This window comes from Streptomyces sp. NPDC004266 (genome assembly GCF_042874095.1).
Classification (GTDB): Bacteria; Actinomycetota; Actinomycetes; order Streptomycetales; family Streptomycetaceae; genus Streptomyces.
The window spans coordinates 414535-432531 of record NZ_JBIAMM010000001.1 but is presented as its reverse complement, the minus strand read 5'-3'; the positions used below and the strand labels follow the sequence as shown (position 1 = coordinate 432531).

Below are 17997 nucleotides of genomic sequence, written 5' to 3'. Positions count from 1 at the left end.
CCCATGCGGGGGACACACAGCAGAATCCTGACCACCGTCGTCGCGCTGCTCGCGCTCCAGCTCGGCTCGCTCGTCGCACCGGCGTACGCCTGCGGCTGCGGCGCCATGATCCCGGACAAGGCCGAGCGCATCGGCGTCGACCGGGAGGAGTCGGCCGTCCGCTGGGACGGGCGCACCGAGACCGTCGTCATGCGCTTCTACGTCCACGGGAACGCCCGGCGGGCGGCCTGGGTCATGCCGGTGCCCGGCCGCGCCGACGTCCGCCTCGGCGACCCGGCGCTCTTCGACGAACTCGACCGGCTCGCCGAACCCGAGCAGCGCGACCGCCCCTACTTCTGGCCGCGCGAGGGCGACTGGCCCTTCGACGGCGACCACGGCGACGGAGCCGCCGCCGCCCCGCCCGGCGCGGGCTCCGGCGTCGGTGTCGTCGGGCGCGAACGCCTCGGCCCCTTCGACGTGGCCCGGCTCACCGCCACCGACCCCGACGCCCTCGGCCACTGGCTGCGCGCCAACGGCTTCGAGCTGCCCGAGCGGCTCACCGGCGCGCTCCGGCCGTACGTCGAGCGGAAGTGGGAGTACGTCGCCGTCCGCCTGGCCCCGCAGGAGAAGGACGCGACCCTCCACGGCGAGCTGACCCCGCTGCGGATCGCCTTCCCCTCCCCCGAACTCGTCTATCCCATGCGGCTCTCCCGCCTCGCGCGCACGCCCCAGGACCTCGGGCTCCACGTACTCGCCGAGCACCGGATGGAGCCCCGCTCCCCCATCGGCGGCGACCGCCCCGAGGTCACCTTCGCCGGCCTGATCGAGCGGCCCGAGGGCGCCGTCGCGGAGCTCGCGGGCGACCGGCCGGTCCGGCTGACGGTCCTGGAGCAGCGCTTCCCGCACCCCGAGCGGATCGACGACGACCACCACCTGCGGGCCGTCGCCGACACGCCGTACCGCGAAGTCGAGTACACCGACCGGCTGATGACCGTGGGCGGCGGCGTCCCCGTCTGGCTCCTGACGGTCGGCGGCGGCCTGCTGCTCCTGGTGCCGTGCGCGGTGCCGCTCGCCGTACGGGGGAAAAGGCGCCGCTCCGGCAAGGACGCAGGTGTACGTTCGCCCGCATGACGAACCCTCAGGAAAACCGGTGGTCCGCGGTCGACCGGTACATCACCGAGACGATCGCCCCCGCCGACGAGGCGCTCACGGCCGCGCTCGCCGACTCCACGGCGGCGGGCCTCCCGGAGATCGCCGTCGCCCCCAACCAGGGCAAGCTGCTCCACCTGCTCGCCGCCACGCAGGGCGCGCGGAACATCCTGGAGATCGGCACCCTCGGCGGCTACAGCACGATCTGGCTGGCCCGCGCACTGCCCGCCGACGGCCGGCTGATCACCCTGGAGTACGACCCGGCCCACGCGGACGTCGCCCGCGCCAACATCGCCCGCGCCGGCCTCGACAAGATCGTCGAGGTCCGGACGGGCGCGGCCCTGGACAGCCTGCCGCGGCTCGAGGAGGAGGGCGCCGGCCCCTTCGACCTCGTCTTCATCGACGCCGACAAGGTCAACAACCCGCACTACGTGGCCTGGGCCCTGAAGCTCTCGCGCCCGGGCACGGTGATCATCGTCGACAACGTGGTGCGGAACGGCAGGGTCGCCACCCCGGACCCGGACGACCCGGCCATCACGGGCACGCGCGAGATGTTCGACCTGATCGCCGGCGAACCCCGCCTGGACGCGACGGCCCTGCAGACGGTCGGCACGAAGGGCTACGACGGCCTGCTCCTGGCCCGCGTGGTCGGATAGGGCCGGGGCTCCCCCTCAGGGCACCGGCCCGTCGACGGGCAGCACCTCGGCGGGCCCGCCCGCGTACCGGACCCACCCGACCGGGGTCCGCCGTCGCGTCCTCCGCGGGGAGGCCGGAGCCGTGGGCCATATCCTGCCCTTCATGAGCATCGTGAAGATCAACGTCCTGACCGTGCCGGCCGAGCAGCGCGAGGTGCTGGAGCAGCGCTTCGCCTCCAGGGCCGGGGCCGTGGAGGGGTCCGACGGGTTCGAGTGGTTCGAGCTGCTGCGCCCTGTGGAGGGCACCGACCAGTACCTGGTGTACACCCGCTGGCGCAGCGAGGAGGACTTCCAGAACTGGATGAACGGCTCCATGAAGGCCGCCCACCAGGGCGGCGGCGAAGGGGGCGAGCGGCCGAAGCCCGCCGCCTCCGGCTCGACCCTGTGGTCGTTCGAGGTCGTCCAGCAGGCGTCGCCGAAGTAATTCGGCGGCGGGGCCGGTCGTGCGGGTCGCACAATGACCCGCATGACCTGGACCTTCTCCCCCGAGCGCGTCGACACCCCGGACGCGACCGCCCTCCGGCGCGACTACTACGGCGACGTGGCCGGCCGTTACTGGAAGCGGCCCGCGACCGAGGCCGAGATCGACGAGGGCCTGACGAACGACGGCGTCGAGCTGCTGACCCCGCCGACCGGGCAGTTCCTGGTCGCGCGGTTCGAGGGGAAGCCGGCCGGCTGCGGCGGGGTCCTGATGCTGGACGGCGAACGCGCCGAGCTGACCCGGGTCTTCCTGCGGCACGCCTTCCGCGGCGCGGGCGGCGCGGGCGGCCTGCTGCGGAGGCTGGAGGAGGAGGCCCGCGGCCTCGGCGCGCGCCGGATGGTCCTCAACACGCGCCTCGACCTGGTCGAGGCGCGGGCCCTGTACACGCGGCACGGGTACGCGGAGATCCCCGCGTACTGCACCGGGCCCTACATGGACATCTGGTACGGCAAGGAGCTCTGAGTCCGCGCCCCGGACCTGGGGCCGCACCGGGCTCCGTCGGCCCCCGGACCCGGGGCCGCACCGGGCTCCGTCGGCTCAGGACCGGTGGTCGCGGGGCGGGCCGGGGCTGTGGGGCCGCTCCCCGTCCGAGCCGCACAGCTCGGCCGTCAGCTCCTCCACCAGCTGCACGAGGTCGGTCGGCCGGTCGGGCCCCCACCAGTCGCCGAGGAGTTCGGCGAGCGACTCCTCCCGGGCCTCGGCCAGTACCGTCGCGGCCCGTACGCCGTCCTCGGTGAGGACCAGCTGGACGCCCTCCCGGACCGCGAGCCGCCGCTCCTCCACCTGCCGGGACGCCTCCGTGATCACCCGCAGCGGTACGGGGGTGACCTCGGCGAGCCGGACGGGTTCGACGATCCCGTGGCGGCGGATGCGCAGCAGCAGCCAGCTCGCGGCGGGCAGCAGGTCGAGCCCGGCGCGTTCGGTGATCCTCACGTAGATCTCCTTGCGTCCCTCCCTGGAGCCGAGGACGGACAGGGCGCGGGCGCACTCCTCGTACGAGGAGCGCTCGACAGGGTTGGAGGCCAGGGTCTGGCTGGTGTCGGGCGCGGTGACGGAGGCGCGCAGCTTGTCCTCCTTCAGGAACCAGGCGATGCCGAAGGCGACGAGGACGACGGGCGCCGCGTACAGGAAGACGTCCGTGATGGACGTGGCGTACGCGTGCAGGACGTCCGGCCTCAGTTCGGGCGGGAGCTGGGCGATGGCGCGCGGGTCGGCGGCGACCTGCTCCGCGCCGGTGCCGGGCGGGAGCTCCGTCCCCGCGTTCGCGAACACGTCGGCGAGTTCGCCGGTGAGCCGGTTGGTGAAGATCGTGCCGAAGACGGCGACGCCGAACGAGGCTCCGATGGAGCGGAAGAAGGTGGCTCCGGAGGTGGCGACGCCGAGGTCCTCGTACGAGACGGCGTTCTGCACGACCAGGACGAGGACCTGCATGACGAGGCCGAGTCCGGCTCCGAAGACGAAGAAGCAGACGCTCATCGACCAGGTCGAGCTGGTCTCCGTGAGCCGGTGGAGGAGGAGCAGGCCGAGGCAGGTGAGGGCGGTGCCGGCGATGGGGAAGACCTTCCAGCGGCCGGTGCGCGAGACGATCTGCCCGGAGGCGGTCGAGGTGATCAGCATGCCGAGGACCATCGGCAGCATGTGGACGCCGGACATGGTCGGGGTGACGCCCTGGACCACCTGGAGGAAGGTCGGCAGATAGGTCATCGCGCCGAACATGGCGAAGCCGACGACGAAGCTGATGACCGAGACGAGGCTGAAGGTCCGGATCCGGAACAGCTTGAGCGGCAGCACCGGTTCGGCGGCCCTCCGCTCCACGTGCAGGAACCAGACGAGGAGCACGGCTCCGAGGACGGCGAGGCCGATGATCTGCGGCGAGCCCCACGCCCAGGTGGTGCCGCCGAGGGAGGCCACCAGGACCAGGCAGGTGGCGACCGAGGCGATGAGGAAGGTGCCGAGGTAGTCGATCGTGTGCGGGGTGGAGCGCACCGGGATGTGCAGCACGGCGGCGATCACGAAGAGGGCGACGATCCCGATCGGCAGGTTGACGTAGAAGACCCAGCGCCAGGAGAGGTGCTCGGTGAAGAGCCCTCCGAGCAGCGGGCCGAGGACGCTGGTGGCACCGAAGAGGCCCTGGTACCTGCCGCGCTCCCGGGGTGAGACGAGGTCGCCGACGATCGCCATCGACAGGACCATGAGGCCGCCGCCGCCGAGGCCCTGGACCGCGCGGAAGGCGATGAGCTGCGGCATGTTCTGCGCGATGCCGCAGAGGGCGGAGCCGACGAGGAAGACGACGATGGCTCCCTGGAAGAGCTTCTTGCGCCCGTACTGGTCGCCGAGCTTGCCCCAGAGGGGCGTCCCGGCCGTGGACGCCAGCATGTACGCGGTGACCACCCAGGAGAGGTGCTCCATCCCGCCGAGCTCGCTGACGATGGTCGGCAGGGCGGTGGAGACGATGGTCTGGTCGAGCGCGGCGAGCAGCATCCCGAGCAGCAGCGCGCCGATCGCGACGAGGACGGTGCGGTGGCTCTGTCCCTCCCCGGGCACGGGGGCCTCGCCGATCCGGTCCGGGCTTGTGTCCTGGGCCATGGGGTCTCCGTCTCCGTGGGCGGCCCCTCCATCCTGGTCCGAATGTCCCGTTATGGCCTGCGGAAGGGCACGGCCGTTCGCCCGACATACAGGGGCGGGCTGCATAATCGCTCGCAGTTGTATCGGGGAGGGGACCCATCATGACCGGACACGCATGTCCTGAATGCGGTGTACACAGACCTGGCTGCGCCTGCGCCCGGGCGGCGGAGACGGCGGCTGCCGAGGACTTCGACCCGCTCCGGATCAGGCCGTACGTGATCCTGGACGCGTCCGAGGGGTCGGAGGAGCCGGGCGGGCCGGAGGGACCGTACGGACGGCACGGGGCCGGCGCGGCGGGGCCGTATGCCACGGGGGGCGGCGCGGCGGGGCCGTACGCGACGCACCCGGCGAGCGGGGCGGACTCGGCGGCAGCCGGTGCGGACGGACCGGACGGGCCGGACGGGCAGCCGACCGCGTATCTGCCGGCGTACTCGGCTGAGCCGGCGTACTCGGCTGAGCCGGCGTACTCGGCTGAGCCGGTGCGCGCGACGGAGCCGGTGCACTCGACGCACTCGACGCACTCGACGGAGGATCCGCCGACCACCCGGCTGGCGGCGATCCGACCGGGGGGCGACCTCACGGCGCCGATGCCGGCGGTGCGCCCCGCCGGCCCCGGGGCATACCCGGCGGGGCCGGGGCCGCACCCCGAGGACGGCCGCCCCGGCGGCACGGGCGACCCCTCCGAGACGATGCCGCTGCTGCTGCGCGGCATCGGCGACGTGCCGCCCGCGCACGACCGGGAGCAGGCGCGGGGCCGGGGCCGCAGGCGCGGCGCGGTGGTCGCGGCGGTGGCCGCCGTCGCCGTGGCGGGCACCGCGGCCCTGGCTGCGGCCGTCCTCGGCGGCGCGGACGAGACCGACGACCGGGCGGCCGTCCCGGAGGTCACCACGAGCGCGTCCCTGAACGTCGCCGTGTCGGAGGCGCCGTCCCCCTCGTCGGAGTCCCCCGAGCCGACCACGTCCTCCCCGACCCCCCAGCGGACGTCCGCGTCCCCCTCCTCCGCTCCCACCCCGAGCCGCACCACCGCGAGCCCGAGCGCGTCGACGAGCCCGGCGGCCCCTCCGGCCGCCGTCCCCTCCGCGTCACCGACGACCGCGGCTCCGACGACGACCACGCCGTCCGCACGGCCGACCGAGGAGGCGGCGGTCACGCTGAGCCTCGGCTCCAGGGGCGAGGAGGTGGTCGAGCTCCAGGCGCGACTGACCCTGGCGGGGGCGTACCACGGGGACGTGGACGGGAAGTACGACCAGGAGGTCTGGCGCGCGGTGAAGAACTACCAGTCCTGGATGTACATCGAGGGCGACCCGAAGGGCGTGTACGGCCCCCACACCCGCGAGGCCCTGGAGCGGAGCACCTGGCTGTAGACCGGGCAGGGCGGGCGCGGACGCCAGCGGGCGTCACGGGCGCGGACGCCAGCGGGCGTCACGACCGGCGGGTGCCAGCGGGCGTCACGACCGGCGGGCGCCAGCGGGCATGACGGCGCAGGCGACAGCGGGCCGACGACGGCCCCGGAGGTCCCTGCGACGACCCACGGAGGGCCCTGCGGCGGGCCGCCGACGGGCCCTGCGGCGGGCCGCGGGATTCCGGCACGCGGACCGGTTGGCCAAGACGACCCCCGGTTTTGTATCGTGAAAGAACAAAGTGGCCCCGCCCGCACTCCCTGACCGGTGGGCGGGACCACTTCGTTCTCCGCGCCACCCCCTCTGGAGACCCGATGCCTGCCAGCACCCCGGCGACGCTCACCGCCCGCGCCCTCCTCCTCGACATGGACGGCACCCTCGTCGACTCGGACGCCGTCGTCGAGCGCTGCTGGCGCCGCTGGGCGGACCGGCAGGGGCTCGACCCGGACGAGGTGCTCAAGGTGGTGCACGGACGCCAGGGGTTCGCGACGATGGCCGTCCTCCTGCCGGACCGCCCGATGGCGGAGAACCACGCCGACAACCGGGTGATGCTGGCCGAGGAGACCGCCGACCTCGACGGGGTCGTCCCCGTCCCCGGCGCCCCCGCCTTCCTGGCCGCCATCGCGGACCTGCCGCACGCCCTGGTGACCTCGGCGGACGAGGCCCTCGCCCAGGCCCGGATGGGCGCGGCGGCGCTCCCCGTGCCGGAGACCCGGATCACGGCCGAAAGCGTCGGCGCCAGCAAGCCGGACCCCGAGGGCTTCCTCAAGGGCGCGGCGGCGCTGGGCTTCGCCCCGGCGGACTGCGTGGTCTTCGAGGACTCCGAGGCGGGCATCCGGGCGGGCCGCGCGGCCGGCATGCGGGTCGTGGGCGTGGGCCCGCGGGCGGCGGCCTTCGCGCCGGACGTGCACGTCGCCGACCTCACCCGGCTGCGGGTGGAGCGCGCGGAGGACGGCTCGATCACGCTGACCGCACTGTCGTAGGCGCGGCACCCCCTCTTCCTCGTACCCCCCTCGCGCGCGGCCGGACCTCCCGGCCGCGCGCGAGGCGTTTCCGGGACGCGCCGCGGGCCCCCGCACCCGCGCACCCCGAGCTCCCCTCGCCCCTTCATCCCCCTGAAGTCCTGAACTCCTGAACTCCTGAACTCCTGAACGCGGGCGGAATCTGGCACTCCATCAGGACCCGCACACCCCTTGATGTGACGTGTCCATGTCGCCACTCTGTTACCTGGCGCACCCCGCAAGGAAACCTGGCGCCGCCACGATGACCGGGCCCGACCGCCCGGCACCCCGCGGGGACGGCTACCAGCCAAGGTCCCCCCACACCAAGGGAGTTCACATGCCCGTCGGCATGATCTACGCGCGTCGACTCGCCGTGCTCGCCACCTCCGCCACCCTCACCGTCACCGGCCTCCTCGCCACCGCCCCGACCGCGCAGGCCGCGATGCCCACCCCGGTCAGCGCCGCGACCGCCCGCACCTACCTGGCCGCCCTCACGGTCAAGGCGGAAGGTTCCACCACGGGCTACAGCCGGGACCTCTTCCCGCACTGGATCACCCAGTCCGGCACCTGCAACACGCGCGAGACCGTCCTCAAGCGCGACGGCGTGAACGTCGTCACCGACTCCAACTGCGCCGCGACCAGCGGCAGCTGGTACTCGGAGTACGACGGCGCCACCTGGACCGTCGCCTCCGACCTCGACATCGACCACATGGTCCCGCTCGCCGAAGCCTGGCGCTCGGGCGCGAACTCCTGGACCACCTCCCAGCGCCAGTCCTTCGCGAACGACCTCACGCGGCCGCAGCTCATAGCCGTCACCGACAACGTCAACCAGGCCAAGGGCGACCAGGACCCGGCGACGTGGCTGCCCTCGCGGACGGCCTACCGCTGCACGTACGTCCGGGCGTGGGTGCAGGTGAAGTACTACTGGAACCTCAGCGTCGACTCCGCCGAGAAGAGCGCCCTCCAGTCCGTCCTCAACGGCTGCTGACCACCGCCCCACTGAGCCTGCGTCAGCGGCGGCCGCCGGGGAGTGAGCCCCGCCACACACTCCCCGGTGGCTGAATGTTGAACTTGCAAGTATTGGTGAGGGGTGCCTAACCTGACGACCTCATCGGTTTCCGTCCCCCCGCGCCCCGTTCCCCACGGACGAGGCCAGACCGAAGGAGTCCCACCCCCATGACCGACCCGAACGCCCCGGACACCGCCAAGGCCGGCACGACGCCCGCCGCCTCCGGCTCTCCCGACACCCCCGCGAGCCTCGCCGCCCGGCTGAACCAGGCCCAGCCCTACGCGCTCGGCCTCTTCCGCATCGTCGTCGGCCTGCTCTTCGCCTGCCACGGCGCCTCCTCGCTCTTCGGCGTCCTCGGCGGCAGCGCGGTACCGGCCGGCACCTGGCCGGGCTGGTACGCGGCCGTCATCCAGCTCGGCGCCGGCATCCTGGTCCTGGCCGGCGTCGGCACCCGGAGCGCCGCCTTCCTGGCCTCGGGCTCGATGGCGTACGCGTACTTCAAGGTCCACCAGCCGGAGTCGCTCCTCCCGATCCAGAACGGCGGCGAGAGCGCGGCCATGTTCTGCTGGGCCTTCGCCCTGCTCGTGTTCACGGGCCCGGGCGCGCTGGCCCTCGACCGGCTCTTCGGCGCCGGGGAGACGACTGCCGCGAAGGCACGGGAAGAGCGGGGCGCGCCGGTCGCGGCCTGACCCGGGAGCACGTCCACCGGGAGGGGCCGGAAACCGCAGCACGGTTTCCGGCCCCTCTCCCGCCGGCGCCTCTCCCCCGGCCCCTCTCTCCCCCCGCCCCCTCTCCCGCCGGCGCCCATCCGCATACGCGTCCCCCACAGACCGGCGCCGGCCCCGCACCCACCGGCGGCCGGGCGCCCGCCCCCGCGTAGGCTCAGGCCTGTGAATCTGCTCGACAGCCTGGGCTCGCTGCGGTCGCTCACCGCCGGCCCATGGATCTACCCGGTCGTGGCGACGTCGATCCTGCTCGACGTCTTCCTGCCCGTGCTGCCGAGCGGTTTCCTCGTGATCACCGCCGCCACGGCGGCGGCGACGGCCACCGGGGCCTCCGCCGGCGTACCGTCGCTCCTCCCCCTGCTCCTCTGCGCGGCCGGCGCCTCGGTGCTCGGCGACTTCCTCGCGTACCGGCTGGCGCTGCGCGGCGGGGCCAGGCTGGACCGGGCGATCGGGCGCTCACGCCGCCTCTCACTGGCGCAGGAACGTCTCGGCACCGCGCTCGCGCGGGGCGGCGGGCTGCTCGTGGTGCTCGCGCGCTTCGCCCCGGCCGGCCGCTCCGTGGTCTCGCTGGGGGCGGGCGCGGCGAAGCGACGGGTCGAGGAGTTCCTGCCGTGGTCCGCGCTGGCGGGCGTGACCTGGGCCTCGTACAGCGTGGGGCTCGGCTGGCTGGGCGGTCAGTGGCTGGGCGCGACCTGGTTCAGCGCGGGGGTGTCGACCCTCGCGCTCTTCCTCGCGGGCGGCCTCGCCGCGTACCTCATACGCCGTCCGACCGCGGCTCCCGCGCCCGCGTCCTGACGGCGGCGGGGCGAGTCCCCCGCGTCCCGACGGCATCCGGCTGAGGCTCCCGCGTCCCGACGGCATCCGGCCGAGGCTCCCGCGTCCCGACGGCGGCGGGGTGCGCGCCGCGCACCACCAGGCCGGCGAGGAGTCTCTCGGTAGCGTCGGCGATCTCGTCCACGGCCCGCTCGAAGACCTCACGGTTGTGGGCGGCGGGGGCGCGGAAGCCCGAGACCTTGCGGACGTACTGCAGGGCGGCGGCGCGGATGTCGTCCTCGGTCGCCTCCTCGGGCAGGACGGGCGGGCGGAGGGTCTTGATGCTGCGGCACATGTCTCCAGTGTGGCGCGGACCACTGACAACCGCCCCGCCCCGGACGAGCCGCGCCCGGGAACACCCGCCCCGAGCTCGCCACGCTCCCCGGCGGCAACCGCCCGGCCACCCCGCCCCGCCTCTCGCCCCTCCCCTCACCCACCCAGGCCGCGTCTGCTCCGTGCGTTGATCTCGGCGGTGCGGGCGCGCAGTTCGTGCAGGGGCGTGGCGAGGTGGACGTCGACGGGCTCGGCCTCCCACTCGGCGCCACCGTGGACGGCGCGGATCAGAAAGCGTCCGGAGGCGCTCCCCACGTAGAAACCGACCCGCCCCGTGGCGGTGTCGCGGACGAGGTCACCGACCTCGGGCAGTGGCTGCACGCATCCCCTCCGTCCCGGTCCCTGAAGCCTGGGGACACTCAGGGAAGCGCGGCGACCGGGCCCTGTCAACGTATCTCTAGAGATGTCCCCCGATGGATGGATCGACCGGGCGGGACGGCGTACGGGCGTGCACCGGGGCCGAGGAGCGCGCCGTAGGGTGTCCCGCAGACGAAGGGAGTGGTCCACCCGTGACTGACCAGGACAGCGCTCGTCGGCCCAAGTACCAGCGCATTGCCGACGAGTTGAGAACCGCGATCCAGTCGGGCGCCTTCGCGCCGGGCGATCGTCTCCCCGGCGAGAACGACCTCATGACGACCTACGACGTGGCTCGCATGACCGCTCGCCAGGCCCTGTCCGTGCTGCGCACGGAGGGGCTCGCCGAGGCGCGCAAGGGCGCCGGGGTCTTCGTCCGGGTCTTCCGTCCGCTGCGCCGCCGGGGCATCCCGCGCCTCGCCGGGGACCGGTGGGGCAACGGCCGCTCGGTCTGGTCGGCGGACGTCGAGGACCGGGAGCTGGTCGTCGACCAGATCGAGGTGGGCGAGACGGAGGCCGGCGACCGGGTCGCGGGGGCGCTGAACCTGGCGCCGGGGGCGCCGGTCTGCGTCCGGAGCCGCCGCTTCGTCCTCGACACGAAGCCGGTGCTGCTCTCGGTGTCGTACCTCTCCGCCGAGCTCGTCCGCGGTACGCCGATCACCGAGCCGGACACGGGCCCCGGCGGCACCTACGCGCGCCTGACGGAGCTGGGGCACCGGCCGGTGCGGTTCCGGGAGGAGATCCGCTGCCGGATGCCGACGGCGGACGAGTCGGACCGGCTCTCCCTGGAGTTCGGGACGCCGGTGGTGCTCATCGGCCGCACGGCCTTCACGGGGCCCGGGATGGCGGTGGAGCTCAACGAGATGACGCTGGACTCGTCGTCGTACGTCCTGGAGTACGACTTCGACGCGTGAGGCCGCCTCAGGCTCCGCCCCCGGCTCCCACCCCGCCCCAGGCCCCGGCTCCGGCCCCATCGCCCGCCCCGCCTCAGGCGCCGGCTCCCGCCCCGGTTCCCGCCCCCGCTCCCGCCCCGGCCTCGAACCGCAGCCCGGGGTCGGCGTGGGCGATGGGGCCGGGGTACTCGGCGGCGGCGAGGGCGACGGCCTCCGCCGGGGTGGTCCCCGGTCCGACGTGGGTCACGACGAGGCGGCCGGCTCGGGCGCCGGCGGCGCTCCGCCCGGCCTGTGCGGCCGAATGGTGCCCGGGCACGGCGCCGTCGGCCTCGCAGACGAACAGGTCGCAGTCGAGCGCGAGTTCGACGAGCGCGGGGCAGGGCCCGCAGTCCCCGGAGTAGACGAGCGAACGCCCCTCCCCGTCCTCCACGCGCAGGGCGAAGGCGGGCGGACCGCCGTGGTCGACGGCGCGGGACCGGAGGGTGAGCCCGCCGACGCGGGCGAGATGCCCGTCGCGCAGCTCCTCGACGGCGAAGGCCTTTTCGACCGGACTGCGGTCGGGCCCGTTGGTGAGGAAGGCGGCGAGCCGGTCGGCGATGCCGGGCGGGCCGAAGAGCGGCACGGGCAGGGGGATTTCGAGCCCCGCGTACAGCAGCGCGTAGTAGGCGGTCAGCAGATCGGCGCTGTGGTCGGCGTGCAGATGGGAGATCCACACGGCGTCGACCTCACCGAGCGAGACGTACCGCTGGAGCTCGGCGAGGGTGCCGGTCCCGGCGTCCACCCAGAGGCGGACGCCGCCGCCCTCGACGAGGTAGCCGGAGCAGGCGTCGCCCGGCCGGGGAAAGGGGGTGGCGGATCCGAGGACGGTGATCCGCAGCGGTTCGCTGCCCATGCGACGAGTCTAGGACGGATGACCGGGACTGACCGGAATCCGTGCGGAAGAAGTGAAGATCATGCATATCCTGTGTGCTCTCCGGGCCCCATCGGCGGGCGCCCGGAAGAGAACTGAGGGACACTCATGCTTCGCGTACGCACGCTCGCGGCCGTGACCGCGGCCGCCGCCTCCGGCATCCTCCTCCTGCCTTCGCAGGCCCAGGCCGCCGGCTCGGTCCACCTGTACAAGATCTACTACGACAGCCCGGGCACGGACAACCGGTCCAACGGCAGCCTCAACGCCGAGTACGTCCAGATACGCAACACGACCGGCGCGGCGGTCAACCTGCGGGGCTGGACGCTGACGGACGCGGCCAACCACAAGTACACGTTCGGCAACTACACGCTCGGCAAGGGCAAGATCGTGACGGTCCGCACGGGCCGCGGCACGAACACGGCCGCGAACGTGTACCAGAACCGTGCCGCGTACGTCTGGAACAACGACCGGGACACGGCGAAGCTGCGCAGGTCGAACGGCACGACGGTCGACACGTGCTCGTACAACTCGACGCGGGTCGACTACAAGTGGTGCTGACCGCGCGGGTCGGCTGACACCCTGCGGGCCCCGGCACCCGGGGCCCGCGGAGGCGCGCTACGCGGCCTCCTCCGCCTCCTGCCGGGCGGCCGGGACCGCCTGACGCTGCACGTCGGAGTCGACCTGTCCGCCGAGGGTCATGACGTTCAGGGTGGCGGAGTTCTCGTTGGCGATGGCCTTCTCGACGCGGGCGACGAGGACGGAGAACGCCTCGCGCCGGCCCAGGTTGCGGTACGGCCCAACCTTGGCCTCGAAGTAGACGCGTTCGTGCCCGAGCAGCTGCTCCGTCGACCGGTAGTTCTTCCACTGCTCCCGGTAGCGGTACACGCTCTCCAGCGAGATGGCGGCGACGACGACCACGCTCAGCGCCGTGGCGGTGAGCCGCGCGAACCCCAGGTCCAGGTTCACGAACACCGGCACCAGCGCGCCGCCCACGACGGACACGGTCCGCATCCGCAGGTGCATCGCCTTCATCCGGGTCGCCTTGGCGTCGTACCACTCCTGGTACTGCACGATCCTGGTCTCGATGTACCGCTGCGGCGTCATCTCGCCGCCCTGCGAACCCGGTTCGGGCGCGTCCCCCACGTCAGACATGCCCGGAGTACACCGGCCGGGACGCGTCCACGTCAACTTCGACCCGCGCCCCTCCCAGCCGGCGGCCACCCGCTCCCAGCCGACGGCCACCCCTCTCAGCCGACGGCCACCCGCTCCCGGACGGCATCGAGGGCCGCCCGCCACGGGAAGCCCGCCGACGGCTCCGGCAGGAAGGCGTCCTCGCCGTACGGCACCGAGACCCCGGCACCACGAAGGGTCTCCAGGGACCGCTCGAACTGCGGGTGCTGGGCGTGGGCGGCGTTCACGCACGGCATGGCCACCATGGGAATCCCCTTGCCGATCCCCTCCGCGACCACGCCGACGACGAACTTGTCCACGATCCCGAGCGCCCACTGGTTCACGGTGTTGAAGGTGGCCGGCGCGACGAGGACCGCCGAGGCCTCCGGCCACACGTCCGGCTCGCCGGGAAGCCCGTAGTCCCACCGCACGGGATGCCCGGTGAGCACGGCGAGCCCGTCGAGCGACCCGGCGAGCCAGCGGGCCGCCGTGGGGGTGAGCCCGAGGCAGACGTCCCAGCCGTCGGCCTGCGCGTCCTCGATGACGCGGGCGATGTCGAAAACGGGCTCGGCGGCGCTGGCAAACAAGTACAAGGTGCTCATCCCCTCATCCGACCACACCCGCTCCCACCACGCCGAAGACCCCCGGCCATGATCGACGGAAACCCCCCGCCACCCGGCCGGAAACCCACCCCTACGCCAAGCGGGCGGTCACCAGGTACCCCGCGAAACGAACACCCGGCCGAGCCTCGGCCCACCCGTCCGCCTCCTCGACCGGAACCAGTACGGCGGTACCCGGCACGGGGAAGGCGGTCATGCCCGGGGACGCCTCGTGGCGACAGTGGACCTCGACGACCGTCAGCACCTCCAGCGAGACGGCCTCGCGGTCCGGCCGCTGCCCATGGTGCTCCTCACGGAAGTCGATCGCGGCCGCCTGCCGCTCCCCGACGACATCGGCGTAATCCTCCGGATCGACCCGCACCAGGTTCCACGAGACGACCCCGCCCGACGCGAAGCCCTCCCCACAGCACTGCATCTGCCAGTCATCGACCCAGACGGTCACCGCCATGCCCCCTTGTCCGCCGGCCGCCCCGTCCACCGTCACGACGCACACCGAAGACCCCGGACCACGATCGGTCCGAGGCCTTCTCCCTGACGGAGCCGGTGCGTCTATCCAGGTCACCTCCGGACGTTCCCCGAGCGAGAGGCGACCGACGGGGGTATGTCGTTTCACGCAAGGTGACCTTGGGACCCACGAGGAGATCAGCATGTACGCAGTGATCCGGCGCTACGAAGGAGTGACCGACTCCGCCGAGGCAGGACGCCAGGTGGCCGAGGGATTCGTGCCCCTCCTGCGCCGAGTCCCCGGCTTCGTGGCCTACTACTGGGTGGACGCCGGGGACGGGGTGATGGTCTCCACCAGCGTCTTCGAGGACCGATCCGGCGCCGAGGAATCGATCGAACGGGCGGCGGACTTCGTGAGGGAGAACCTCGCACCGCTGCTCCCCCACCCTCCTCAGGTCACGGCCGGCCCGGTGGTGGCCGCTGGATGACGCCCTGCGAACCGGGCCGCCGACCAGGGCCCCGATGCCACCCACCACACGATCCGCCCACAGCCGAGGACCCCCCACACGCCCCGGCCGCACACCTCACCCTCACCCTCACACCGGACCTCCGCCGACGAGAGCCCGGCCGCGACCGACCACCCCACTGACGCCCACCAGGGCCACCGAAGACCCCGGACCATGACCGCCCGGGGCCTCCGGACTGCCGGGCCCGAACGGTTTCGAACCGCCGACGTCCGCTTCGCAGACCTGGCACCACGCGCGGATACGTACTCGCTGGTCGTCGCGCGTGCCAGGCGACGAGTCCCCCGACGGGCGTTTACCCCCCGACGGGCTCCGGGTGCCCGTGGGTGACCGCTCGCCCTGGCACGGATCTGGCACGCGAGCGCGCCGAGGCCAGGCGGTCAGTCGTGTCGCGAAGCTGGTACGTGGATGCCAGGGCCAAGATCGGTAGAAGCCGCCAACAACTGGGCTGCCGCTTGTAGCTCGCGTCCCCATGCCAGGAGATCATCCGGCTGGATCCATTCGCTGTACTCCGCTGCGGTGGAGAGGAACTGCGCCTCCTCCCGGGTGCGTGCCGTAACGGTCATCGAGAGACCGTCGCCCACTTCCCTGGGACTCAGCGCGCCTTGCGCGAGACCGACCGCGAGGCTCACGAGGAGACGTCGGCCGGCCGTCTCCTCGTCAGGAAGAGGCACGTCGAGCTCGCTCAGCGCCTGGAGGTACAGCTCGCGGACCTCGGTCGCATCGCTCCGGCGCGGCAGGCCGGCCAGCTCACGGAGGGCAGGAGAGTCGTGCCCGTCAACCAGCGCGTGCGCAGCGAGCATCGGGAGATCCTCAGGGCGGAGCACCTCCGCCACGTACTGCCACGCACTGTCCTGCAACCGGTCCATGACGGCCATCGTGGAGGGTGCAAGACGTGTTGACCAGCAGATTGCCATTGGTTCGGAGGCCTCAGTACCTTGCCTGCACACGGCTCCGGAGGGCGCGTGCGGATCACGAGTTCTGCCAGGTCAGAGGCCTAGCGCGGGCACGATGACGTACGGCCGTCCACGAATAGGCCGTGACTTGCGGAGTTGGGACTCGGCGAGGAGTCTGCTTCTGCGACGCCCGGGGGCAGTTAGCCAAGGAGTCCGAAACGCTCGCGCACGCGATCGTCTAGCTTTCCTGCCCTCCAGGTCGCCAAGCTCGGCCGCACACCCAGCCAGGGCTGCCTCGTGGTCGACCCAACTACCCTCCAGCTCCGAGTGAAAACCGCACCATCGACCCGTGGAAGGGTGTGCTTTCTTCGCCTTCTCGATCAAGTGCGCTACTCGGAAGCGACTATGGCGGCATCATCGTCGTCATGGATGCAGGGATAGCTGCTGTGCTGGGTGCCGGAGTCGGAACAGTAGGCGTGATCGTGACTGGCTGGACCGCAAGGTCAGCAACCAAGATGCAGATGCGCAATGAGGCGGTGCGTGAACGTAGGGCGCCACGTCGAGCCTCCTACGAGGCGTTCTCGTCCGCTGCCATGACATTCCACGATCACCTACAACCCTGGGTGCACTTCGGGCGGCTCCTCGACCGGACGAGGATCTCGAAAAACGAAGCCACAGATCCTACGTCATACCTGAAGAGCAGTGAGTTTAAGGACGGCTACGTTGATCGGGCCATAGTGCTCGCTGACGATGTGAGCCGATTCGGCCGGCACGTTGTCCTTGACGGACCAGCTGACATCGAACCGTTCGTGACCAAGGTAACGGAGCTGTCCAGCGACCTCGTTGCCCCGTTTCGAATCCTGCTGAGCTTCGCTCGCCTCTCCGACGAGGTAGGTGACGCGATCGTTGCCTATGACACCTCAAAGTTTCCTGAGAAGCTGAAGCAATTGGACGGTGTTGTTCGCGAGTTCCTCCAACATGCAAGTACGGCACTAGATCGTGACGTCTCCAGTTGACCGATTGGTTGGCGCAGTAGCCAGCCCACCCAAGCCTTGCCGCCCGTGTCATGAAGCCCTGCTTTGCAAGAGAGGGAGGACGATCATTGGCCTGGCCCACACCGATGATCAGAGAGCGGATCCCGGCGCCCGCCAATGCCCCTCCTTCACCGAGGCTCCCCACGTGATATTGGCACGGATACGGCACGCCCCATCGGGGCTCAGCGATGTTCCGGGCGTCTGCGTCGCCCATGGCGCTGCGGCTGTAGGTCTCGGGGGTGAAATTATTCCACCATATGCAGTAACCCTTCCTCCGGGATCAGTGTCGCTCCGGCAGGCTGAGACCTATCGAATCAAACGGAGGCTCGATGGCCAGCGAAGCCGAAGGGGGGAAGTCTCAATCGGGGGAGCAGAGAGATAACGGTAGCGAGGATAAAGACGGGACAGGAAACCAGGAGCGTTCTGGTGAGATTGCTCGGCGCCTAATTGTAACCACTCAGGTTGCCGCTGGAATCCTGGCGTTGATCACAGCCCTCGTTATGCTTAATTCGAGCGTGCCCATCACTCTAATCATTGCAACCTTCACCCTTTCCCCGGTAATTTTCCTCTATCTTGGCGCAAACTTGCTCTGGGGATTCTTGGCTGAGTTTGGGACGCAGAACGTGCATGGAAGTGGAGGTCAATCGAGCCAGGCATCCATCATGGCTGAAGCTGCGAAGCTGACCGTAACCGTTCAAGGTGTGGCTTTGGGGCTAGTTTTCGCCTTTGCGAAAAATCGAGACGTTGACCTCACTGTTCAAGTCGGTGCAGTGGCCCTTGTGGCGGGCGTCATCCTTGGCCTTCTGTTGTATACGCTTGTTGTAGTTGATCTGCCGACGGTCCCCTGTCAGGTAGTGGCGAGCATCTTGTATAACATGACCCTTTGGAGTGCCAGTTACGGCCTTACCTGCATCGCCTTCTCGCTGTTCACATAGTCTGCTC

21 protein-coding genes and 1 pseudogene are annotated in these 17997 nt (G+C 71.7%); 14 read left to right on the top strand and 8 right to left on the bottom strand.

Annotated elements, in window-relative coordinates:
- Window positions 1-3 precede the first annotated feature (3 nt).
- The 4 genes from ACFYUZ_RS01915 to ACFYUZ_RS01900 all read left to right on the top strand — a co-directional run bounded on the left by ACFYUZ_RS01915 (window position 4) and on the right by ACFYUZ_RS01900 (window position 2766).
- On the top strand, window positions 4-1110 hold the full coding sequence (locus tag ACFYUZ_RS01915) for a DUF2330 domain-containing protein (protein ID WP_389305391.1): 1107 nt from the start codon (window positions 4-6) through the stop codon (window positions 1108-1110).
- On the top strand, window positions 1107-1784 hold the full coding sequence (locus tag ACFYUZ_RS01910; protein WP_389305389.1) for an O-methyltransferase: 678 nt from the start codon (window positions 1107-1109) through the stop codon (window positions 1782-1784). The genes ACFYUZ_RS01915 and ACFYUZ_RS01910 overlap by 4 nt, the downstream gene beginning before the upstream one ends.
- A gap of 142 nt (window positions 1785-1926) precedes the next feature.
- Window positions 1927-2247: an antibiotic biosynthesis monooxygenase gene (locus ACFYUZ_RS01905; RefSeq protein WP_030688139.1), complete on the top strand. Its 321-nt coding sequence runs from the start codon at window positions 1927-1929 to the stop codon at window positions 2245-2247.
- Between the two features lie 33 nt (window positions 2248-2280).
- Window positions 2281-2766 (top strand): GNAT family N-acetyltransferase, encoded by a 486-nt coding sequence (locus tag ACFYUZ_RS01900; RefSeq protein ID WP_389305388.1) that lies wholly within the window; start codon window positions 2281-2283, stop codon window positions 2764-2766.
- 75 nt (window positions 2767-2841) lie between these two features.
- Here the strand turns inward: ACFYUZ_RS01900 and ACFYUZ_RS01895 are convergent, their stop codons facing one another.
- Entirely contained in the window at window positions 2842-4890 is a 2049-nt protein-coding gene (locus ACFYUZ_RS01895; protein ID WP_389305387.1) for a DHA2 family efflux MFS transporter permease subunit, read from the bottom strand.
- Window positions 4891-5408: 518 nt separating this feature from the next.
- Here ACFYUZ_RS01895 and ACFYUZ_RS01890 point away from each other — a divergent pair.
- The 5 genes from ACFYUZ_RS01890 to ACFYUZ_RS01870 all read left to right on the top strand — a co-directional run bounded on the left by ACFYUZ_RS01890 (window position 5409) and on the right by ACFYUZ_RS01870 (window position 9859).
- Window positions 5409-6293, top strand: coding sequence for a peptidoglycan-binding protein (locus ACFYUZ_RS01890; RefSeq protein WP_389305385.1), 885 nt, complete (start codon window positions 5409-5411; stop codon window positions 6291-6293).
- 350 nt (window positions 6294-6643) lie between these two features.
- Entirely contained in the window at window positions 6644-7312 is a 669-nt protein-coding gene (locus ACFYUZ_RS01885; RefSeq protein ID WP_389305384.1) for an HAD-IA family hydrolase, read from the top strand.
- A gap of 355 nt (window positions 7313-7667) precedes the next feature.
- Complete coding sequence (locus ACFYUZ_RS01880; RefSeq protein ID WP_389305383.1) at window positions 7668-8318, top strand: HNH endonuclease family protein; 651 nt, start codon at window positions 7668-7670, stop codon at window positions 8316-8318.
- Window positions 8319-8506: 188 nt separating this feature from the next.
- Window positions 8507-9028 carry a DoxX family protein gene (locus ACFYUZ_RS01875; RefSeq protein ID WP_389305382.1) on the top strand — a complete coding sequence of 174 codons (522 nt, stop codon included), beginning with the start codon at window positions 8507-8509 and terminating at the stop codon, window positions 9026-9028.
- Between the two features lie 201 nt (window positions 9029-9229).
- Complete coding sequence (locus ACFYUZ_RS01870) at window positions 9230-9859, top strand: DedA family protein (protein ID WP_389305380.1); 630 nt, start codon at window positions 9230-9232, stop codon at window positions 9857-9859.
- Window positions 9860-9953: 94 nt separating this feature from the next.
- On the opposite strand, the pseudogene ACFYUZ_RS01865 reads toward ACFYUZ_RS01870, so the two are convergent.
- Both ACFYUZ_RS01865 and ACFYUZ_RS01860 read right to left on the bottom strand, forming a co-directional pair.
- A pseudogene (locus ACFYUZ_RS01865) lies at window positions 9954-10172 on the bottom strand (DUF2277 domain-containing protein); the annotation flags it as partial.
- A gap of 134 nt (window positions 10173-10306) precedes the next feature.
- A complete protein-coding gene (locus tag ACFYUZ_RS01860; protein WP_389305378.1) occupies window positions 10307-10531 on the bottom strand; it encodes a hypothetical protein in 225 nt (74 codons plus the stop codon).
- Between the two features lie 188 nt (window positions 10532-10719).
- On the opposite strand from ACFYUZ_RS01860, the gene ACFYUZ_RS01855 reads away from it, so the two are divergent.
- Window positions 10720-11478 carry a GntR family transcriptional regulator gene (locus ACFYUZ_RS01855; RefSeq protein WP_389305376.1) on the top strand — a complete coding sequence of 253 codons (759 nt, stop codon included), beginning with the start codon at window positions 10720-10722 and terminating at the stop codon, window positions 11476-11478.
- A 73-nt stretch (window positions 11479-11551) separates the two neighbouring features.
- Here ACFYUZ_RS01855 and ACFYUZ_RS01850 read toward each other — a convergent pair whose 3' ends face one another.
- Window positions 11552-12349: an MBL fold metallo-hydrolase gene (locus tag ACFYUZ_RS01850; protein ID WP_389305374.1), complete on the bottom strand. Its 798-nt coding sequence runs from the start codon at window positions 12347-12349 to the stop codon at window positions 11552-11554.
- 126 nt (window positions 12350-12475) lie between these two features.
- Between ACFYUZ_RS01850 and ACFYUZ_RS01845 the strand changes: the two genes are divergently transcribed.
- Window positions 12476-12925: a lamin tail domain-containing protein gene (locus ACFYUZ_RS01845; RefSeq protein ID WP_356906673.1), complete on the top strand. Its 450-nt coding sequence runs from the start codon at window positions 12476-12478 to the stop codon at window positions 12923-12925.
- 57 nt (window positions 12926-12982) lie between these two features.
- Here ACFYUZ_RS01845 and ACFYUZ_RS01840 read toward each other — a convergent pair whose 3' ends face one another.
- The 3 genes from ACFYUZ_RS01840 to ACFYUZ_RS01830 all read right to left on the bottom strand — a co-directional run bounded on the left by ACFYUZ_RS01840 (window position 12983) and on the right by ACFYUZ_RS01830 (window position 14605).
- Window positions 12983-13519, bottom strand: a complete 537-nt coding sequence (locus tag ACFYUZ_RS01840) for a DUF4231 domain-containing protein (RefSeq protein WP_389305373.1) — start codon at window positions 13517-13519, stop codon at window positions 12983-12985.
- Window positions 13520-13614: 95 nt separating this feature from the next.
- The gene (locus ACFYUZ_RS01835; RefSeq protein ID WP_389305371.1) at window positions 13615-14139 is read right to left on the bottom strand and encodes a flavoprotein; all 525 of its coding nucleotides are present in this window, start codon (window positions 14137-14139) and stop codon (window positions 13615-13617) included.
- Window positions 14140-14230: 91 nt separating this feature from the next.
- Window positions 14231-14605, bottom strand: coding sequence for a DUF6578 domain-containing protein (locus ACFYUZ_RS01830; RefSeq protein ID WP_389305369.1), 375 nt, complete (start codon window positions 14603-14605; stop codon window positions 14231-14233).
- Between the two features lie 199 nt (window positions 14606-14804).
- On the opposite strand from ACFYUZ_RS01830, the gene ACFYUZ_RS01825 reads away from it, so the two are divergent.
- The gene (locus ACFYUZ_RS01825) at window positions 14805-15089 is read left to right on the top strand and encodes an antibiotic biosynthesis monooxygenase (protein WP_389305367.1); all 285 of its coding nucleotides are present in this window, start codon (window positions 14805-14807) and stop codon (window positions 15087-15089) included.
- 416 nt (window positions 15090-15505) lie between these two features.
- Here ACFYUZ_RS01825 and ACFYUZ_RS01820 read toward each other — a convergent pair whose 3' ends face one another.
- Complete coding sequence (locus tag ACFYUZ_RS01820) at window positions 15506-15994, bottom strand: hypothetical protein (protein WP_389305365.1); 489 nt, start codon at window positions 15992-15994, stop codon at window positions 15506-15508.
- Window positions 15995-16446: 452 nt separating this feature from the next.
- On the opposite strand from ACFYUZ_RS01820, the gene ACFYUZ_RS01815 reads away from it, so the two are divergent.
- Together ACFYUZ_RS01815 and ACFYUZ_RS01810 are read left to right on the top strand one after the other, a co-directional pair.
- Complete coding sequence (locus ACFYUZ_RS01815; RefSeq protein ID WP_389305364.1) at window positions 16447-17037, top strand: hypothetical protein; 591 nt, start codon at window positions 16447-16449, stop codon at window positions 17035-17037.
- Window positions 17038-17384: 347 nt separating this feature from the next.
- Window positions 17385-17990, top strand: a complete 606-nt coding sequence (locus tag ACFYUZ_RS01810) for a hypothetical protein (RefSeq protein WP_389305362.1) — start codon at window positions 17385-17387, stop codon at window positions 17988-17990.
- Window positions 17991-17997 lie beyond the last annotated feature (7 nt).